Raw genomic sequence first — 16402 nt, 5'->3', positions numbered from 1 at the left:
TGGAAACATTTGCCCGCCCGACATGACGTGACGGTGCCAATGGACGTTTCTTACCTGCTCGACAGCCTTAATGACAAACAGCGTGACGCGGTTGCCGCCTCGCGTACAAACCTGCTGGTACTGGCTGGAGCGGGCAGTGGTAAGACGCGCGTGCTGGTTCACCGTATCGCCTGGCTACAGAGCGTGGAGAACTGCTCGCCGTACTCGATTATGGCCGTGACGTTCACCAACAAGGCGGCGGCGGAGATGCGCCACCGTATCGCACAGCTGATGGGCACCAGCCAGGGCGGCATGTGGGTTGGCACCTTCCACGGCCTGGCGCACCGTCTGCTGCGCGCGCACCATATGGACGCTAACCTGCCGCAGGATTTCCAGATCCTCGACAGCGAAGATCAGCTGCGCTTACTGAAACGTCTGATCAAGGCGATGAACCTCGACGAGAAGCAGTGGCCGCCGCGTCAGGCGATGTGGTACATCAACGGTCAGAAAGACGAAGGGCTGCGTCCGCACCACATTCAAAGCTTCGGTAACCCGGTTGAGCAGACCTGGCAGAACGTCTACAAGGCCTATCAGGAAGCGTGCGATCGCGCCGGTCTGGTGGATTTCGCCGAACTGCTGCTGCGCGCCCACGAGCTGTGGCTCAACAAACCACATATCCTGCAACACTACCGTGAACGCTTCACCAACATTCTGGTGGACGAATTCCAGGATACCAACAACATTCAGTACGCGTGGATCCGCCTGCTGGCCGGGGATACCGGCAAGGTGATGATCGTGGGCGATGACGACCAGTCTATCTACGGCTGGCGCGGCGCGCAGGTGGAGAACATCCAGCGCTTTCTCAACGATTTCCCCGGCGCGCAAACCATCCGTCTGGAGCAGAACTACCGTTCTACCAGCAACATACTGAGCGCGGCCAACGCCCTGATTGAGAACAACAACGGGCGACTGGGTAAAAAGCTGTGGACCGATGGCGTCGACGGCGAACCGATTTCGATTTACTGCGCCTTCAACGAGCTCGACGAAGCCCGCTTCGTGGTGAACCGCATTAAAACCTGGCAGGAGAACGGCGGTGCGCTGGAGCAGTGTGCCATTCTCTATCGCAGCAACGCCCAGTCGCGCGTGCTGGAAGAGGCGCTGTTACAGGTGAGCATGCCGTACCGCATTTATGGCGGTATGCGCTTCTTCGAACGTCAGGAGATCAAAGATGCGCTCTCGTATTTGCGTCTGATTGCCAACCGTAACGACGATGCGGCGTTTGAGCGCGTGGTGAACACGCCGACGCGTGGCATCGGCGATCGTACGCTGGACGTGGTGCGTCAGGCCTCGCGCGATCGTCAGCTCACGCTATGGCAGGCATGCCGCGAGCTGTTACAGGAAAAAGCACTCGCCGGGCGCGCCGCCAGCGCATTGCAGCGCTTCCTGGAGTTAATCGACGCGCTGGCGCAGGAAACGGCCGACATGCCGCTGCACGTCCAGACCGACCGGGTGATCAAAGATTCCGGCCTGCGCACCATGTACGAGCAGGAAAAAGGCGAGAAGGGCCAGACCCGTATTGAGAACTTAGAGGAGCTGGTGACGGCAACGCGCCAGTTCAGCTACAACGAAGAAGACGAAGACCTGATGCCGTTGCAGGCATTCCTCTCTCACGCCGCGCTGGAGGCGGGTGAAGGGCAGGCCGATACCTGGCAGGATGCGGTTCAGCTGATGACCCTGCACTCCGCGAAAGGTCTGGAGTTCCCGCAGGTGTTCATCGTCGGGATGGAAGAGGGGATGTTCCCGAGCCAGATGTCGCTGGATGAAGGCGGGCGTCTGGAAGAGGAACGTCGTCTGGCCTACGTGGGCGTGACCCGTGCGATGCAGAAACTGACCCTGACCTACGCGGAAACCCGCCGCCTGTACGGGAAAGAGGTGTATCACCGTCCGTCGCGCTTTATCGGCGAACTGCCGGAAGAGTGTGTGGAAGAGGTGCGCCTGCGCGCAAGCATCAGCCGTCCGGTCAGTCATCAGCGTATGGGCTCGCCAATCTCGGAAACCGATACCGGATACAAGCTGGGCCAGCGCGTGCGCCACTCGAAGTTTGGCGAAGGCACCATCGTCAATCTGGAAGGCAGCGGCGAGCACAGCCGTTTGCAGGTCGCGTTCCAGGGGCAGGGGATCAAATGGCTGGTGGCAGCCTATGCCAAGCTGGAAAGTGTGTAACTTTCAGAAAAATATCACTATTTTGTAATAATCTGCTAGCCTTATACGTTGAAGGTCAATTAATGCCCTTCAGCGTTCCGTTGCGTGTTGACGCCACAGTTATTGCTGGCGTAACATGCGCGCACGATTACGCTAAGAGGACATTCGCCTTGGACACACCCAGTAGATACTGGCTCAATTCCCTGTCATCCAGGAACAACTCCTAAGGCTATCTCCTCTTGCTGATGGCCTTAGTGGTTGTCAGCGACTGCCTCATTCCCGTCGCGCTGAGTCAGGCTGTTTAATGGTCTGAAACCCAATTTGTTTCTGTGTGCCCACCGAACTGTCCGATATTTTTTGCATTGGGAGTCCCGGTCATGTTGAGCGCATTTCAACTCGAAAATAACCGACTGACTCGGCTTGAAGCCGAAGAGTCACAGCCCCTCATTGATGCCGTATGGGTGGATCTGGTCGAGCCGGACGACGATGAGCGCCTTCGCGTACAATCTGAACTGGGGCAAAGCCTGGCGACACGCCCGGAACTGGAAGACATCGAAGCATCCGCCCGTTTTTTTGAAGACGAAGACGGCCTGCACATTCACTCCTTCTTCTTCTTCGAAGATGCCGAAGACCACGCGGGGAACTCCACCGTGGCGTTCACCATCCGCGATGGCCGCCTGTTCACCCTGCGCGAGCGCGAACTGCCTGCGTTTCGTCTCTACCGCATGCGCGCCCGCAGCCAGGCGATGATGGACGGTAACGCCTATGAGCTGCTGCTGGATCTGTTCGAAACCAAAATCGAACAGCTGGCGGATGAAATCGAAAACATCTACAGCGACCTGGAAAAGCTGAGCCGCGTGATCATGGAAGGCCATCAGGGTGATGAGTACGACGAAGCGTTGTCCACGCTGGCAGAGCTGGAAGATATCGGCTGGAAGGTGCGTTTGTGTCTGATGGATACCCAGCGCGCGCTGAACTTCCTGGTTCGCAAGGCGCGTCTGCCGGGCGGTCAGCTGGAGCAGGCGCGTGAGATCTTACGCGATATCGAATCCCTGCTGCCGCACAACGAATCCCTGTTCCAGAAGGTCAACTTCCTGATGCAGGCGGCAATGGGCTTTATCAACATCGAGCAGAACCGCATCATTAAGATCTTCTCGGTGGTTTCCGTGGTGTTCCTGCCGCCGACGCTGGTGGCATCCAGCTACGGGATGAACTTTGAGTTTATGCCGGAGCTGAAGTGGAGCTTTGGCTACCCGGGGGCGATTATCTTTATGATCCTCGCCGGGCTGGCGCCGTACCTGTACTTCAAGCGGAAGAACTGGTTGTAAAAATCAGGCGGGTGGCGCTGCGCTTACCCGCCCTACAAAGCACCTAAATTCCTCTGCGAGTCCTGCGCTGGGTATAAATTGCATCCGCAACGAAAATCGCCAGCGCCACCCAGATAAAGGCAAACGTCACCATCTTATCCGCACCCGGCACCTCGCCGTAAAACACCACCGCCAGCAGGAACATCAGCGTCGGGCCAATGTACTGGAAGAAGCCAAGCGTCGAGAGACGCAGACGCGTTGCCGCGCCGGTGAAGCACAGCAGGGGAATCGTCGTGACCACGCCCGCCGCCATCAGCATCAGGTTCAGCGACCATGGGTTGCTGCTCATGTGGCTGGTGGCGCTGTCGGCAATACCGAACAGGTAGATCGCCGCGACAGGCAGCAGCCACAGGGTTTCAAACAGCATTCCCGTCTGCGCTTCCACGGCGATTTTTTTACGCACCAGGCCGTAGAAGGCAAAGCTGAACGCCAGCCCCAGGGCGATAACCGGCAGTGAACCGAAGGTCCACAGCTGCACCAGCACGCCGCAGAGGGCCAGAATCACCGCCACCCACTGCATCCGGCGGAAACGTTCGCCGAGGAAAATCATCCCCAGCACGATGTTCACCAGCGGGTTAATGAAGTAGCCCAGGCTGGCTTCGAGCATGTGATGGTTATTCACCGCCCAGATAAACAGCAGCCAGTTTCCGCCAATCAGCACCGCAGAGAGGGCAAGCAGGAAGACCTTCTTCGGGGTTTTCAGTAGCGTTTTGACGCCTGACCACTGACGGCTGATGCTCATCAGCGCAATCATAAAGAAAAACGACCAGATGACGCGGTGAGTGAGGATCTCGTCCGCCGGGACATAGGCGATAAGCTTGAAGTACGCCGGTGCGATACCCCAAATAAAATAAGCGGCAAGGGCGAGTAAAACGCCCTGCCGCGTCTGTTTAGCATCCATCGGGAAAATCCGTTACAAAAAAGTGAAGTAATTTTACCCGAATTTGCCGTCTCAACCCACCATATAAGTGGCGGTTGCGCTGGCGATATAAACCTGCTCCTCGTTATGCAGCTCAACGCGGGCGACGGCAACTTTATTCCCGGCGCGCAGCAGGCTGCTGGTGCAGGTGAAGCGGTTTCCGCGTCCCGGTCGCAGATAGTCGACGCGTAAATCGATGGTGCCCATGCGCGACAGGCGCTGGCGTAATTCATCTTCGTTGATGGTGTCATGGCGCGTCAGCGTGCTGCCCACGCACACCAGACCGGCCGCCACGTCCAGCGCAGAGGCAATCACCCCGCCGTGCAAAATGCTTTGCGCCCAGTTACCGACCATCATTGGCTGATTATTGAAACTCAGCTGAGCGAAGTCTTTTTCGTATCGCTCCAGCTCAAGACCCAGTGCACAGTTGAATGGCATGTGGTACACAAAAATCTCGCCCACGAGCTTTAAGGTTTCTTCGGCGGTGAGTGTGGCTGACATCTGACGTGGCATCCTTGTTGTTAACAAAATGTTGATTTTATGCTTCAGGATAAAGGAATGCCACTTTAAGAAACGAGGAAGCGGAAGTTATCGCAGAAGTCTGTAGAATGCCCGGACAAAACTATTCATTAAATGTCACAATTTCAGGAGAACACCACCGATGCGGACGTATCTGGGTTGGTTACTGGCGGCGGTTGCGCTGCCCCTCACAGCATATGCGCAGGAAGCGACGATCAAAGAAGTGCATGATAAACCTGCCGTTCAGGGCAGCATCATCGCCAATATGCTTCAGGAGCATGACAATCCGTTCACGCTCTACCCCTATGACACAAACTACGTGATCTATACCCAGACCAGCGATCTCAACAAAGAGGCGATAAGCTCCTATAACTGGTCTGACAATGCGCGTAAAGATGAGGTGAAGTTCCAGCTCAGCCTGGCCTTCCCGTTATGGCGCGGCATCCTGGGGCCGAACTCGGTGCTTGGTGCATCTTACACGCAGAAGTCATGGTGGCAGCTCTCCAACAGCGGGGAATCTTCACCGTTCCGCGAAACCAACTATGAACCGCAGCTGTTCCTCGGTTTCGCCACTGATTATGAGTTTGCAGGCTGGACGCTGCGCGACGTGGAGGTGGGCTATAACCACGATTCCAACGGTCGTTCCGACCCAACCTCACGCAGCTGGAATCGCGTCTATACGCGTCTGATGGCGCAGAACGGCAATTTCATGGTGGAAGTGAAGCCGTGGTACGTGGTGGGCAGCACCGATGACAACCCGGATATCACCAAATACATGGGCTATTATCAGCTTAAAGTGGGCTATCAGCTGGGTGACGCGGTGCTGAGCGCCAAAGGGCAGTACAACTGGAATACCGGCTACGGCGGCGCAGAGCTGGGCCTGAGCTATCCGGTGACGAAGCACGTTCGTCTCTATACCCAGGTGTATAGCGGTTATGGCGAATCGCTGATTGACTATAACTTCAACCAGACCCGCGTTGGTGTGGGCGTCATGCTGAACGATATTTTCTAAACTGCTCGAATGTTTTTGCGTTAAACGTTGAAGTTTCTCTCTCAGGCGCTGAAAATAGCGCCTGTTTCATTTCTGGCATATGGGGTTAACGTGGCGCAGGCGGAAGTATTGAATCAGGAATCGCTGGCTAAACAGGTTTTGCATGAAACCTTTGGCTACCAGCAGTTCCGTCCTGGCCAGGAAACCATCATTGAAACCGTGCTGGAAGGCCGCGATTGCCTGGTGGTCATGCCGACCGGCGGCGGAAAATCGCTCTGCTATCAGGTGCCCGCGCTGGTACTTAATGGCCTGACGGTTGTGGTCTCCCCCCTTATTTCCCTGATGAAAGACCAGGTCGACCAGCTGCTTGCCAACGGCGTGGCGGCGGCCTGTCTTAACTCGACGCAAACCCGCGAGCAGCAGCAAGAGGTGATGGCCGGGTGCCGCACCGGGCAGATCCGCCTGCTGTATATCGCGCCAGAGCGCCTGATGCTGGACAACTTCCTCGACCACCTGGCGCACTGGAACCCGGTGCTGCTGGCGGTGGATGAAGCGCACTGTATCTCCCAGTGGGGGCACGATTTCCGCCCGGAATACGCCGCCCTCGGTCAGCTGCGTCAGCGCTTCCCTGAGCTGCCGTTTATGGCGCTTACCGCCACGGCGGATGACACCACGCGTCAGGATATCGTTCGCCTGCTGGGGCTGAAAGACCCCTATATTCAGGTCAGCAGCTTCGACCGGCCGAACATCCGCTATATGCTGATGGAAAAATTCAAGCCGCTGGATCAGCTCCTGCGCTACGTGCAGGAGCAGCGCGGCAAGTCCGGCATCATCTACTGCAACAGCCGCGCGAAGGTGGAAGACACCGCTGCGCGTCTGCAAAATCGCGGCTTTAGCGCGGCGGCATACCATGCCGGGTTAGAAAACCACATCCGCGCCGACGTACAGGAAAAATTCCAGCGCGACGACCTGCAAATCGTGGTCGCAACGGTGGCGTTCGGGATGGGGATCAACAAGCCCAACGTGCGCTTTGTGGTGCACTTTGATATCCCGCGCAATATCGAATCCTATTATCAGGAAACCGGCCGCGCCGGGCGTGATGGCCTGCCTGCGGAAGCGATGCTGTTTTACGATCCGGCGGATATGGCGTGGCTGCGCCGCTGTCTCGAGGAGAAACCGCAGGGGCAGTTGCAGGATATCGAACGCCACAAGCTTAACGCGATGGGTGCCTTCGCCGAAGCGCAAACTTGCCGCCGTCTGGTACTGCTCAACTACTTTGGTGAAGGGCGACAGGCGCCGTGCGGCAACTGCGATATCTGCCTCGACCCGCCGAAGCAGTACGACGGTCTGATGGACGCGCGCAAAGCGCTCTCGACTATCGGACGCGTGAACCAGCGCTTTGGGATGGGCTACGTCGTCGAAGTGCTGCGTGGGGCTAACAACCAGCGTATCCGCGACATGGGGCACGACAAGCTGCCGGTTTACGGCATCGGGAAAGACCAGAGCCACGAGCACTGGGTAAGCATCATCCGCCAGCTGATCCATCTCGGCTTTGCCACGCAAAATATTGCCCAGCACTCTGCGCTTCAGCTTACCGAAGCGGCGCGACCGGTCCTGCGCGGTGAGGTTGAACTGAAGCTCGCCGTTCCGCGCGTCGTCGCCCTGAAGCCGCGCGTGATGCAGAAATCCTACGGCGGCAACTACGATCGCAAGCTGTTCGCCAAGCTGCGCAAGCTGCGTAAAGCCATTGCCGATGAAGAGAACATCCCGCCATACGTGGTGTTCAATGACGCGACGCTGATCGAGATGGCCGAGCAAATGCCACTGAGCGCCAGCGAGATGCTCAGCGTCAACGGCGTCGGCACGCGCAAACTGGAGCGCTTTGGTAAAGAGTTTATGGCGCTTATCCGTTCCCACGCTGATGGTGATGATGAGGAGTAGTCAGCCGGGCGAAAAAGTGCCAGGATGATGACTCACTACATTATTTCCCCGCGAGTTAATTATGTTAATGCTATTTCTCACCGTGGCGTTAGTGCACATTGTTGCGCTGATGAGCCCTGGCCCTGACTTCTTCTTCGTGTCACAAACGGCCGTCAGCCGCTCCCGCAAAGAGGCGATGATGGGTGTGCTCGGTATCACCATGGGCGTTATGGTCTGGGCGGCGGTTGCGCTGCTTGGTCTGAACCTGATCCTGGCGAAAATGGCGTGGCTGCATAACATCATCATGGTTGGCGGCGGTCTGTACCTGTGCTGGATGGGCTACCAGATGCTGCGCGGGGCGCTGAAGAAAGAAGAGAAAAAGCCGGAAGAGCCAAAGGTTGAGCTGGCAACGGGCGGCCGTAGCTTTGTGAAAGGGCTGCTGACTAACCTGGCGAACCCGAAAGCGATTATTTACTTCGGCTCTGTGTTCTCGCTGTTTGTGGGGGATAACGTCGGTGCGGGCGCGCGCTGGGGGATCTTCCTGCTAATCGTTGTTGAGACGTTCGCCTGGTTTACCGTTGTGGCAAGCCTGTTTGCTTTACCGGCGATGCGTCGCGGCTACCAGCGCATCGCGAAGTGGATCGACGGCTTTGCCGGCGCACTGTTCGCCGGCTTCGGCATTCATCTCATCATTTCTCGCTAAGCATGACGCGCTGACGCAAGCAGCGCGCCAACCAGCATAAACAGCGAACCAAAGACTTTGTTCAGGGCCTTCATCTGCTTAGGCCCTTTGATCCACGCCGCAATTCGCTGCGCCAGCGTCGCGTAACCAATCATCACAATGATATCGACAATAATGGTTGTCGCGCCCAGCACCACGTACTGCATCACCTGGGGCTGATGCGGCACGATAAACTGCGGGAACAGGGCGGCGAGGAACACAATGCTTTTCGGGTTGGTCAGGTTAACGAATACCGCGCGCTTAAACAGGTGGCCGCGTGTTTGCGTCCGGGAGAGCGTATGCAGATCAATCGAGCCTGCGGCGCGCCACTGCTGAATGCCCAGCCAGATAAGATACGCTGCGCCAGTCCATTTCAGCACTTCGAAGGCCAGCACCGAACGGGAGAACAGCGTGCCCAGACCAATCCCCACCAGCACAATGTGAATGCCAAGCCCTGTCTGTAAACCGGCAATTGACGCCGCCGCGCCGCGATAGCCGTGATTAATGGAGGTGGTCATGGTGTTGATTGCGCCCGAGCCAGGTGAAAGGCTGAGGATGATGGATGTCAGCAGGTAAGCGAACCACCACTCGAAGGTCATTTGAAACTCCCGGATCGTCTGTTTTTATGCCACAATACGCTATTGTTGAGTCATTTTGTGACCGGTGACGAAAAAAACGATATTCCCTGAATTACGGGGGGTGGAAACCCAATGTTTCAGCAGAAAAAGGACTGGGAAACACGAGAAAACGCATTTGCTGCTTTCTCCATGGGGCCGCTGACCGATTTCTGGCGCCAGCGTGAGGAAGATGAGTTTATGGGCGTCGGGGATATCCCGGTACGCTTCGTTCGTTTCCATGATGAAAAAAATGACCGGGTGATTGTGGTTTGCCCCGGGCGCATCGAAAGCTATATCAAATATGCCGAGCTGGCGTATGACCTGTTCCATCTGGGCTTTGATGTGTTAATTATCGACCATCGCGGGCAGGGGCTTTCCGGCCGGATGCTGCCGGATACCCATCGCGGCCACGTGGATAACTTCAGCGATTACGTCGACGATCTGGCCGCGTTCTGGCAGCAGGAAGTGCAGCCCGGACCGTGGCGCAAGCGTTATATTCTTGCCCACTCCATGGGGGGCGCGATCTCGACGTTGTTTTTGCAGCGCCATAAGCACCAGTGCGACGCCATTGCGCTGACCGCGCCGATGTACGGCATTGTGATACGTTTTCCTGACTGGATGGTGCGCCATCTTCTCGACTGGGCTGAGGGCCATCAGCGCATTCGTGAAGGCTATGCCATCGGAACAGGACGCTGGCGGGCGTTGCCGTTTGCCATCAACGTGTTAACCCACAGTCGGCAGCGTTATCGCCGCAACCTGCGTTTTTATGCCGATGAACCGCGTCTGCGGGTCGGCGGCCCCACCTGGCACTGGGTGCGGGAAGGTATTCATGCCGGTGAGCAGGTGCTGGCGGGCGTAGGCGATGATGACACGCCGACGCTCCTGATCCAGGCGGAAGAAGAGCGTGTGGTGGATAACCGCATGCATGACCGCTATTGTGAACTTCGCGCCGCGGCGGGCCATCCCTGTGAAGGGGGTAAACCGCTGGTCATCAACGGTGCGTACCATGAGATCCTTTTTGAAAAGGACGCTATGCGCTCAGTCGCGCTCAACGCCATTGTTGAATTTTTCAACAGGCATAACTGATTATTGTTTTCCACCAGAGGTTGAAATCCCTATGTACCAGGTTGTTGCATCTGATTTAGATGGCACGCTGCTTTCCCCCGACCACACCCTGTCGCCTTATGCGAAAGAGACCTTAAAACTCCTGACTGCCCGTGGCGTGAACTTTGTGTTCGCCACCGGCCGCCACCACGTGGACGTGGGGCAGATCCGCGATAACCTGGAGATCAAGTCGTACATGATCACCTCCAACGGTGCGCGCGTACACGACACGGACGGCAACCTGATTTTTACCCACAATCTCGATCGCGACATCGCCACTGATTTGTTCGGCATTGTGCATAACAACCCGGATATCGTCACTAACGTTTATCGCGACGACGAGTGGTTTATGAACCGTCATCGCCCGGACGAAATGCGTTTCTTCAAGGAAGCCGTCTTCAACTACTCCCTGTATGAACCGGGTTTGCTGGATCCTGAAGGGATCAGCAAGGTGTTCTTTACCTGCGAAAGTCACGAAGCGCTGCTTCCGCTGGAGCAGGCGATCAACGCCCGCTGGGGAGACCGCGTGAACGTGAGCTTCTCCACGCTGACTTGTCTGGAAGTGATGGCGGGCGGGGTGTCCAAAGGTCACGCGCTGGAAGCGGTCGCGAAGCGTCTGGGCTTTGATCTGAAAGACTGCATCGCGTTCGGCGATGGCATGAACGATGCCGAGATGCTCTCCATGGCGGGCAAAGGCTGCATCATGCAGAACGCGCACCAGCGCCTGAAAGATCTGCACCCGGAGCTGGAAGTGATTGGCACCAACGCAGACAACGCGGTACCTAAGTATTTGCGCAAACTGTTCCTTGAATAATCTTCATTTGATTGTTTATTGTTCAGATGTCAACTAAAGAGTTCGCTACAATGCCTCTCCTTCTTTCTGAGAGACAAGCATTGTGGCGCTACTCATTATCACCACTATCCTGTGGGCCTTCTCCTTTAGCCTGATTGGCGAATACCTTGCCGGATCGGTCGACAGCTACTTTTCGGTGCTGATGCGTGTGGGGCTGGCGGCGCTGGTGTTCCTGCCGTTCCTGCGTACCCGCGGGCAATCGCTGAAAACCATTCTGCTGTATATGCTGGTGGGCGCAATGCAGCTCGGCATCATGTACCTGTTCAGCTTCCGGGCTTACGTCTACCTCTCCGTCTCGGAATTTCTGCTCTTTACCGTGCTCACGCCGCTCTATATCACGCTGATTTACGACCTGCTCAGCAGGCGCCGCCTGCGCTGGGGATATCTGCTGAGCGCTGCGCTGGCAGTCATTGGCGCGGCGATAATTCGCTATGACAAGGTGAGCGATCACTTCTGGACCGGGCTGATGTTCGTCCAGCTCGCCAATATCAGCTTCGCCATCGGGATGGTGGGCTACAAACGCCTCATGGAGACCCGCCCGATGCCGCAGCATAACGCGTTTGCGTGGTTCTATATGGGCGCAGCGATTGTCGCGATTGCGGCATGGTTTATGCTCGGCAACCCGCAAAAGCTGCCGACCACCCCCGTGCAGTGGAGCGTTCTGGTCTGGCTGGGCGTGGTGGCCTCGGGGCTGGGCTACTTTATGTGGAACTACGGCGCGACGCAGGTAGACGCCGGAACGCTGGGGATCATGAACAACGTGCATGTGCCGGCGGGGCTACTGGTGAACCTCGCCATCTGGCAGGAACAGCCGCACTGGCCGAGTTTCCTTATTGGGGGAACGGTGATCCTGGCTTCGCTGTGGGTACATCGCCGCTGGGTCGCTCCGCGCTCCGCACAAACGGAAGATGGTCGCACGCGTGGTTCCGCGCTGAGCGAATAAACGCTTCCGTAATCGGCTGACGCTGCTCGCCGTCGCGCACGGCGGCGTACAGCCGGCTCCACAGTCCTTCACCCAGGGTTTTGGTAACCACCAGACCCTGGCGTTCAACCGTCTCGACCACCCAGTGCGGCAGCGCCGCAATTCCCATTCTGGCCGCCACCATCTGAATTAACAGCAGCGTGTTATCCACGCTTTTCAGCTGTGGGCTGATGCCTGCGGGTTGCAGGAAATGGCGCCAGATATCCAGACGACTGCGCTGTACCGGGTAAATCAGCAGGGTCTCCGTTGCCAGATCTTCCGGCGTGATACGCGTTTTGGCGGCCAGCGGATGGTCCGGGGCCAGCACCAGACGTACCTCAAAATCAAACATTGGCGAATAGTGCAGACCGCTGCGCGGCAGAATATCTGAGGTCATCACCAGATCCAGCTCACCCTGCTGAAGCGACGGCTGCGGATCAAACGTGACGCCGGACTTGAAGTCCATCTCCACCTGCGGCCACTTCTGGCGGAAGTTCTCAAGCGCGGGGGTCAGCCACTGAATACAGCTGTGACACTCAATGGCGATGCGCAGGGTGGTCTGCTGCGGCTCGTTGCAGGACTGCAACGCGCTGGCAATCTGCGGCAGCACCTGGTTCGCCAGCTGAAGCAAAATTTCGCCCTGCGGCGTAAAGCGCAAAGGCTGGCTCTTACGCACAAAAAGACGAAAGCCGAGGCGTTGTTCCAGATCGCTGAACTGGTGAGAAAGGGCAGACTGAGTCTGGTGCAGCGTGGCCGCTGCCGCCGCAAGAGAACCGCAGTTCCGCAACGCTTGTAGCGTTTTCAGGTGTTTTATCTCGATCATGAAAGTCCTTCACTTCGCCATGAACATTTTGCGCTTGAGGAATATACAGTACCTGCCAATTATAGATGTGTAAACATCTGGACGTCTAAATAACGAATTTCACAAGGGGCATACCATGACAATCCGCACTCACACTCTCGGTTTCCCTCGCGTTGGCCTGCGTCGCGAGCTAAAAAAAGCGCAAGAAAGCTACTGGGCAGGTAACGCCACCCGTGAAGAACTGCTGGCGGTGGGACGTGAGCTGCGCGCGCGTCACTGGGATCAGCAAAAACAGGCGGGCATTGACCTGCTGCCGGTGGGCGATTTCGCCTGGTACGACCATGTTTTGACCACCAGCCTGCTGCTTGGCAACGTGCCGGCTCGTCATCAGAACAACGATGGATCGGTGGATATCGATACCCTGTTCCGCATCGGCCGTGGCCGCGCGCCAACGGGTGAGCCAGCGGCGGCGGCGGAAATGACCAAGTGGTTCAACACCAACTATCACTATATGGTGCCGGAGTTCGTTAAAGGCCAGCAGTTCAAACTGACCTGGACCCAGCTTCTGGATGAAGTGGACGAAGCGCTGGCGCTGGGTCACCAGGTGAAACCCGTGCTGCTGGGGCCGATAACCTACCTGTGGCTGGGCAAAGTGAAAGGCGAACAGTTCGACCGCCTCAGCCTGCTGAACGACATTCTGCCGGTTTATAAGCAGGTGCTGATTGAGCTGGGCAAACGCGGCATTCAGTGGGTGCAAATCGATGAACCGGCGCTGGTGCTTGAGCTGCCGCAGGCGTGGCTGGACGCCTTCAAACCGGCGTATAACGCGCTCACCGGGCAGGTGAAGCTGCTGCTGACCACCTACTTCGAAGGCGTCACGCCGAACCTGAAAACCATTACCGCGCTGCCGGTTCAGGGTCTGCACGTTGACCTCGTTCACGGCAAAGACGATGTAGCAGAGTTGCACAAGCGTCTGCCAGTGGACTGGCTGCTCTCTGCCGGTCTGGTGAATGGTCGTAACGTCTGGCGTGCCGATCTCACCGAGAAATATGCACAAATTAAAGACATAGTCGGTAAACGTGAATTGTGGGTGGCCTCTTCCTGTTCCCTGCTGCATAGCCCGATTGACCTGAGCGTGGAGACCCGACTCGACCCTGAGGTGAAAAGCTGGTTTGCCTTCGCCCTGCAAAAGTGTGAGGAGCTGGCTCTGCTGCGCGACGCGTTGAACAGCGGCGACACGGCAGCGATTAACGACTGGAGCGCTCCGATCCAGGCGCGCCGTCACTCGACGCGCGTGCATAACCCGGCAGTGGAAAAACGTCTGGCGGCCATCACCGCCCAGGACAGCCAGCGCCAGAGCCCGTATGAAGTGCGCGCCGAAGCCCAGCGTGCGCGCTTTAACCTGCCCGCGTGGCCGACCACGACAATCGGCTCCTTCCCGCAGACTACCGAGATCCGCAGCCTGCGCCTGGACTTCAAAAAGGGCAATCTGGATGCGAATCACTACCGCACCGGTATTGCGGAACACATCAAACAGGCGATTATCGAGCAGGAACGTTTAGGTCTGGACGTGCTGGTGCACGGTGAAGCCGAGCGTAACGACATGGTGGAATACTTCGGTGAGCACCTGGACGGGTTTGTCTTTACCCAGAACGGTTGGGTGCAGAGCTACGGCTCCCGCTGCGTGAAGCCGCCGGTGGTGATTGGCGACGTCAGCCGCCCGGAAGCGATTACCGTGGAGTGGGCGAAGTATGCCCAGTCTCTGACCGACAAACCGGTAAAAGGCATGCTGACGGGTCCGGTGACCATTCTCTACTGGTCGTTCCCGCGTGAAGACGTAACCCGGGAAACCATCGCCAAACAGATCGCCCTGGCGCTGCGCGATGAAGTTGCGGATCTGGAAGCGGCCGGGATTGGCATCATTCAGATCGATGAACCTGCGCTGCGTGAAGGTTTGCCGCTGCGTCGCAGCGACTGGGATGCTTACTTACAGTGGGGCGTGGAGGCGTTCCGCCTCAACGCGGCTGTCGCGAAGGACGATACGCAGATCCACACCCACATGTGTTACTGCGAATTTAACGACATCATGGACTCCATTGCCGCGCTCGACGCCGATGTGATCACCATCGAGACCTCGCGTTCAGACATGGAGCTGCTGGAGTCGTTCGAAGAGTTCGACTACCCGAACGAAATCGGGCCGGGCGTGTACGACATTCACTCCCCGAATGTGCCAAGCGTGGAGTGGATTGAATCGCTGCTGCAAAAAGCGGCCCAGCGCATCCCGGCGGAACGTCTTTGGGTAAACCCGGACTGCGGCCTGAAAACCCGTGGCTGGCCTGAAACCCGCGCGGCGCTGGCGAACATGGTGCAGGCGGCGCAGAATTTGCGTCAGGCTTGATGAAATGTAGGCCCGGTCAGGCGTAGCCGCCACCGGGCTTTTTGCTTTTACGCTTTTTTCCCGCCGTACTGGCTAAACCATGTCAGCATCCGCTGCCAGCCATCTTTCGCCGATTCCGCGTGATAGCTCGGACGATAATCGGCATTAAAGGCGTGCCCGGCTTCCGGATACACCACAATTTCCGCCTTCGCGTTTGCTGCGCGCAACGCATGGCGCATGGTCTCGACCGTATCAAGCGGGATCCCGGTATCCTGACCGCCATAGAGCCCCAACACAGGCGCATTTAAATCCGTGGCAATATCAACAGGTTGCTTCGGTGAATTCAGCGTTTTTTCACCCACCAGCTTGCCGTACCAGGCCACGGCCGCTTTTAGCTGCGGGTTATGCGCGGCGTACAACCAGCTAATGCGTCCGCCCCAACAGAAGCCAGTCACCATCAGACGATGCGCATCGCCACCGTTGCGCGCTGCCCAGCTGGCAACGTGGTCGAGATCGGCCAGCACCTGCGCGTCCGGCACTTTGTTGACCAGGTTGCTGAACAGCGTCGGGATGTCGCTGTAATCATTCGGATCGCCCTGACGGAAATAGAGTTCCGGCGCAACGGCCAGGTAACCCTCCAGCGCCAGACGGCGGCAGAGGTCGCGAATATGTTCATGAACGCCAAATATTTCCTGCACCACGATCACGATGGGCAGCGGGCCATCGGCGGATTTTGGCCTCGCGTGGTACGCTGGCATGTTCTCTCCCTGGGAGGGAATGGAGGTCTCGCCTGCGGTAATGGCCTCTTCAGGGGTTGAGACGATGGTTGAAGCATGCGGGGCCGCAGCTGGTGCAAAACCGGTTTTTTCAGTCATGGCATTCTCCGTACCAATGAATGGATTAGCGCAAAGATAAATATAGACACCAGGTTAACAACCCACAGTGCCTTATAGCGTCTATCTTTTGTGCAGCACCCGGCGATATAACTTGTTAATGTGATGTGAATCACCATTTTATGGAAATTAACTGCAATCATTTTCATTCATGGTGAGGTGTGTCACGAAATAATG

Annotated in this window: 15 protein-coding genes; 10 read left to right on the top strand and 5 right to left on the bottom strand. The window is 57.3% G+C overall.

Annotated features, from left to right (window positions below; translation table 11 throughout):
* Positions 1–39 precede the first annotated feature (39 nt).
* The 3 genes from uvrD to corA all read left to right on the top strand — a co-directional run bounded on the left by uvrD (position 40) and on the right by corA (position 3509).
* Positions 40–2202: a DNA helicase II gene (gene uvrD, locus SK51_RS03155; RefSeq protein ID WP_017383586.1), complete on the top strand. Its 2163-nt coding sequence runs from the start codon at positions 40–42 to the stop codon at positions 2200–2202.
* Between the two features lie 149 nt (positions 2203–2351).
* Positions 2352–2408 carry a YsgD/CorL family protein gene (gene ysgD / locus SK51_RS25555; RefSeq protein WP_212743980.1) on the top strand — a complete coding sequence of 19 codons (57 nt, stop codon included), beginning with the start codon at positions 2352–2354 and terminating at the stop codon, positions 2406–2408.
* 150 nt (positions 2409–2558) lie between these two features.
* On the top strand, positions 2559–3509 hold the full coding sequence (gene corA / locus SK51_RS03150) for a magnesium/cobalt transporter CorA (protein WP_003860807.1): 951 nt from the start codon (positions 2559–2561) through the stop codon (positions 3507–3509).
* A gap of 43 nt (positions 3510–3552) precedes the next feature.
* Here the strand turns inward: corA and rarD are convergent, their stop codons facing one another.
* Positions 3553–4449, bottom strand: coding sequence for an EamA family transporter RarD (rarD, locus tag SK51_RS03145; protein WP_023305230.1), 897 nt, complete (start codon positions 4447–4449; stop codon positions 3553–3555).
* A gap of 51 nt (positions 4450–4500) precedes the next feature.
* Positions 4501–4968: an acyl-CoA thioesterase YigI gene (gene yigI / locus SK51_RS03140; protein WP_032676718.1), complete on the bottom strand. Its 468-nt coding sequence runs from the start codon at positions 4966–4968 to the stop codon at positions 4501–4503.
* Between the two features lie 160 nt (positions 4969–5128).
* Here yigI and pldA point away from each other — a divergent pair, with 160 nt between their 5' ends.
* From pldA to rhtC, 3 genes are all read left to right on the top strand, one after another.
* Positions 5129–5998 (top strand): phospholipase A, encoded by an 870-nt coding sequence (gene pldA / locus SK51_RS03135; protein ID WP_022646666.1) that lies wholly within the window; start codon positions 5129–5131, stop codon positions 5996–5998.
* A gap of 90 nt (positions 5999–6088) precedes the next feature.
* Positions 6089–7918 carry an ATP-dependent DNA helicase RecQ gene (gene recQ, locus SK51_RS03130; RefSeq protein ID WP_032626543.1) on the top strand — a complete coding sequence of 610 codons (1830 nt, stop codon included), beginning with the start codon at positions 6089–6091 and terminating at the stop codon, positions 7916–7918.
* 61 nt (positions 7919–7979) lie between these two features.
* Positions 7980–8600 (top strand): threonine export protein RhtC, encoded by a 621-nt coding sequence (rhtC, locus tag SK51_RS03125; protein WP_006179256.1) that lies wholly within the window; start codon positions 7980–7982, stop codon positions 8598–8600.
* Here rhtC and rhtB read toward each other — a convergent pair.
* Positions 8597–9217, bottom strand: coding sequence for a homoserine/homoserine lactone efflux protein (gene rhtB / locus SK51_RS03120; protein ID WP_023305232.1), 621 nt, complete (start codon positions 9215–9217; stop codon positions 8597–8599). The two genes, rhtC and rhtB, sit on opposite strands and share 4 nt — an antisense overlap.
* A 111-nt stretch (positions 9218–9328) precedes the next feature.
* On the opposite strand from rhtB, the gene pldB reads away from it, so the two are divergent.
* The 3 genes from pldB (at position 9329) to SK51_RS03105 (ending at position 12135) form a co-directional block, all read left to right on the top strand.
* Positions 9329–10321 (top strand): lysophospholipase L2, encoded by a 993-nt coding sequence (gene pldB / locus SK51_RS03115; protein ID WP_022646668.1) that lies wholly within the window; start codon positions 9329–9331, stop codon positions 10319–10321.
* Between the two features lie 31 nt (positions 10322–10352).
* The gene (yigL, locus tag SK51_RS03110) at positions 10353–11153 is read left to right on the top strand and encodes a sugar/pyridoxal phosphate phosphatase YigL (RefSeq protein ID WP_023299050.1); all 801 of its coding nucleotides are present in this window, start codon (positions 10353–10355) and stop codon (positions 11151–11153) included.
* An 82-nt stretch (positions 11154–11235) separates the two neighbouring features.
* Complete coding sequence (locus SK51_RS03105; protein ID WP_003860795.1) at positions 11236–12135, top strand: carboxylate/amino acid/amine transporter; 900 nt, start codon at positions 11236–11238, stop codon at positions 12133–12135.
* Here the strand turns inward: SK51_RS03105 and metR are convergent.
* Positions 12023–12976: an HTH-type transcriptional regulator MetR gene (gene metR / locus SK51_RS03100; protein ID WP_015570000.1), complete on the bottom strand. Its 954-nt coding sequence runs from the start codon at positions 12974–12976 to the stop codon at positions 12023–12025. The genes SK51_RS03105 and metR overlap by 113 nt on opposite strands.
* A gap of 115 nt (positions 12977–13091) precedes the next feature.
* Between metR and metE the strand changes: the two genes are divergently transcribed.
* The gene (metE, locus tag SK51_RS03095) at positions 13092–15353 is read left to right on the top strand and encodes a 5-methyltetrahydropteroyltriglutamate--homocysteine S-methyltransferase (RefSeq protein ID WP_023305233.1); all 2262 of its coding nucleotides are present in this window, start codon (positions 13092–13094) and stop codon (positions 15351–15353) included.
* A gap of 47 nt (positions 15354–15400) precedes the next feature.
* Here the strand turns inward: metE and SK51_RS03090 are convergent, their stop codons facing one another.
* Positions 15401–16207: a dienelactone hydrolase family protein gene (locus tag SK51_RS03090; RefSeq protein ID WP_023305234.1), complete on the bottom strand. Its 807-nt coding sequence runs from the start codon at positions 16205–16207 to the stop codon at positions 15401–15403.
* Positions 16208–16402: the final 195 nt, after the last annotated feature.

The sequence above is a fragment of the Enterobacter sp. MGH85 genome, assembly GCF_001037655.1.
GTDB classification, from domain to species: Bacteria; Pseudomonadota; Gammaproteobacteria; order Enterobacterales; family Enterobacteriaceae; genus Enterobacter; species Enterobacter intestinihominis.
The sequence above is the reverse complement of the archived record's forward strand: the minus strand, read 5'-3'. Positions and strand labels throughout refer to the sequence as shown.

What these genes read in the sequence shown, in the direction of transcription:
- yigL (WP_023299050.1), top strand. Translation starts at nt 10,353, where the DNA reads ATGTACCAGGTTGTTGCATCTGATTTAGATGGCACGCTGCTTTCCCCC.
- rhtB (WP_023305232.1), bottom strand. Translation starts at nt 9,217, where the DNA reads ATGACCTTCGAGTGGTGGTTCGCTTACCTGCTGACATCCATCATCCTC.
- metE (WP_023305233.1), top strand. Translation starts at nt 13,092, where the DNA reads ATGACAATCCGCACTCACACTCTCGGTTTCCCTCGCGTTGGCCTGCGT.
- metR (WP_015570000.1), bottom strand. Translation starts at nt 12,976, where the DNA reads ATGATCGAGATAAAACACCTGAAAACGCTACAAGCGTTGCGGAACTGC.
- pldA (WP_022646666.1), top strand. Translation starts at nt 5,129, where the DNA reads ATGCGGACGTATCTGGGTTGGTTACTGGCGGCGGTTGCGCTGCCCCTC.
- rhtC (WP_006179256.1), top strand. Translation starts at nt 7,980, where the DNA reads ATGTTAATGCTATTTCTCACCGTGGCGTTAGTGCACATTGTTGCGCTG.
- uvrD (WP_017383586.1), top strand. Translation starts at nt 40, where the DNA reads ATGGACGTTTCTTACCTGCTCGACAGCCTTAATGACAAACAGCGTGAC.
- yigI (WP_032676718.1), bottom strand. Translation starts at nt 4,968, where the DNA reads ATGTCAGCCACACTCACCGCCGAAGAAACCTTAAAGCTCGTGGGCGAG.
- corA (WP_003860807.1), top strand. Translation starts at nt 2,559, where the DNA reads ATGTTGAGCGCATTTCAACTCGAAAATAACCGACTGACTCGGCTTGAA.
- SK51_RS03090 (WP_023305234.1), bottom strand. Translation starts at nt 16,207, where the DNA reads ATGACTGAAAAAACCGGTTTTGCACCAGCTGCGGCCCCGCATGCTTCA.
- pldB (WP_022646668.1), top strand. Translation starts at nt 9,329, where the DNA reads ATGTTTCAGCAGAAAAAGGACTGGGAAACACGAGAAAACGCATTTGCT.
- rarD (WP_023305230.1), bottom strand. Translation starts at nt 4,449, where the DNA reads ATGGATGCTAAACAGACGCGGCAGGGCGTTTTACTCGCCCTTGCCGCT.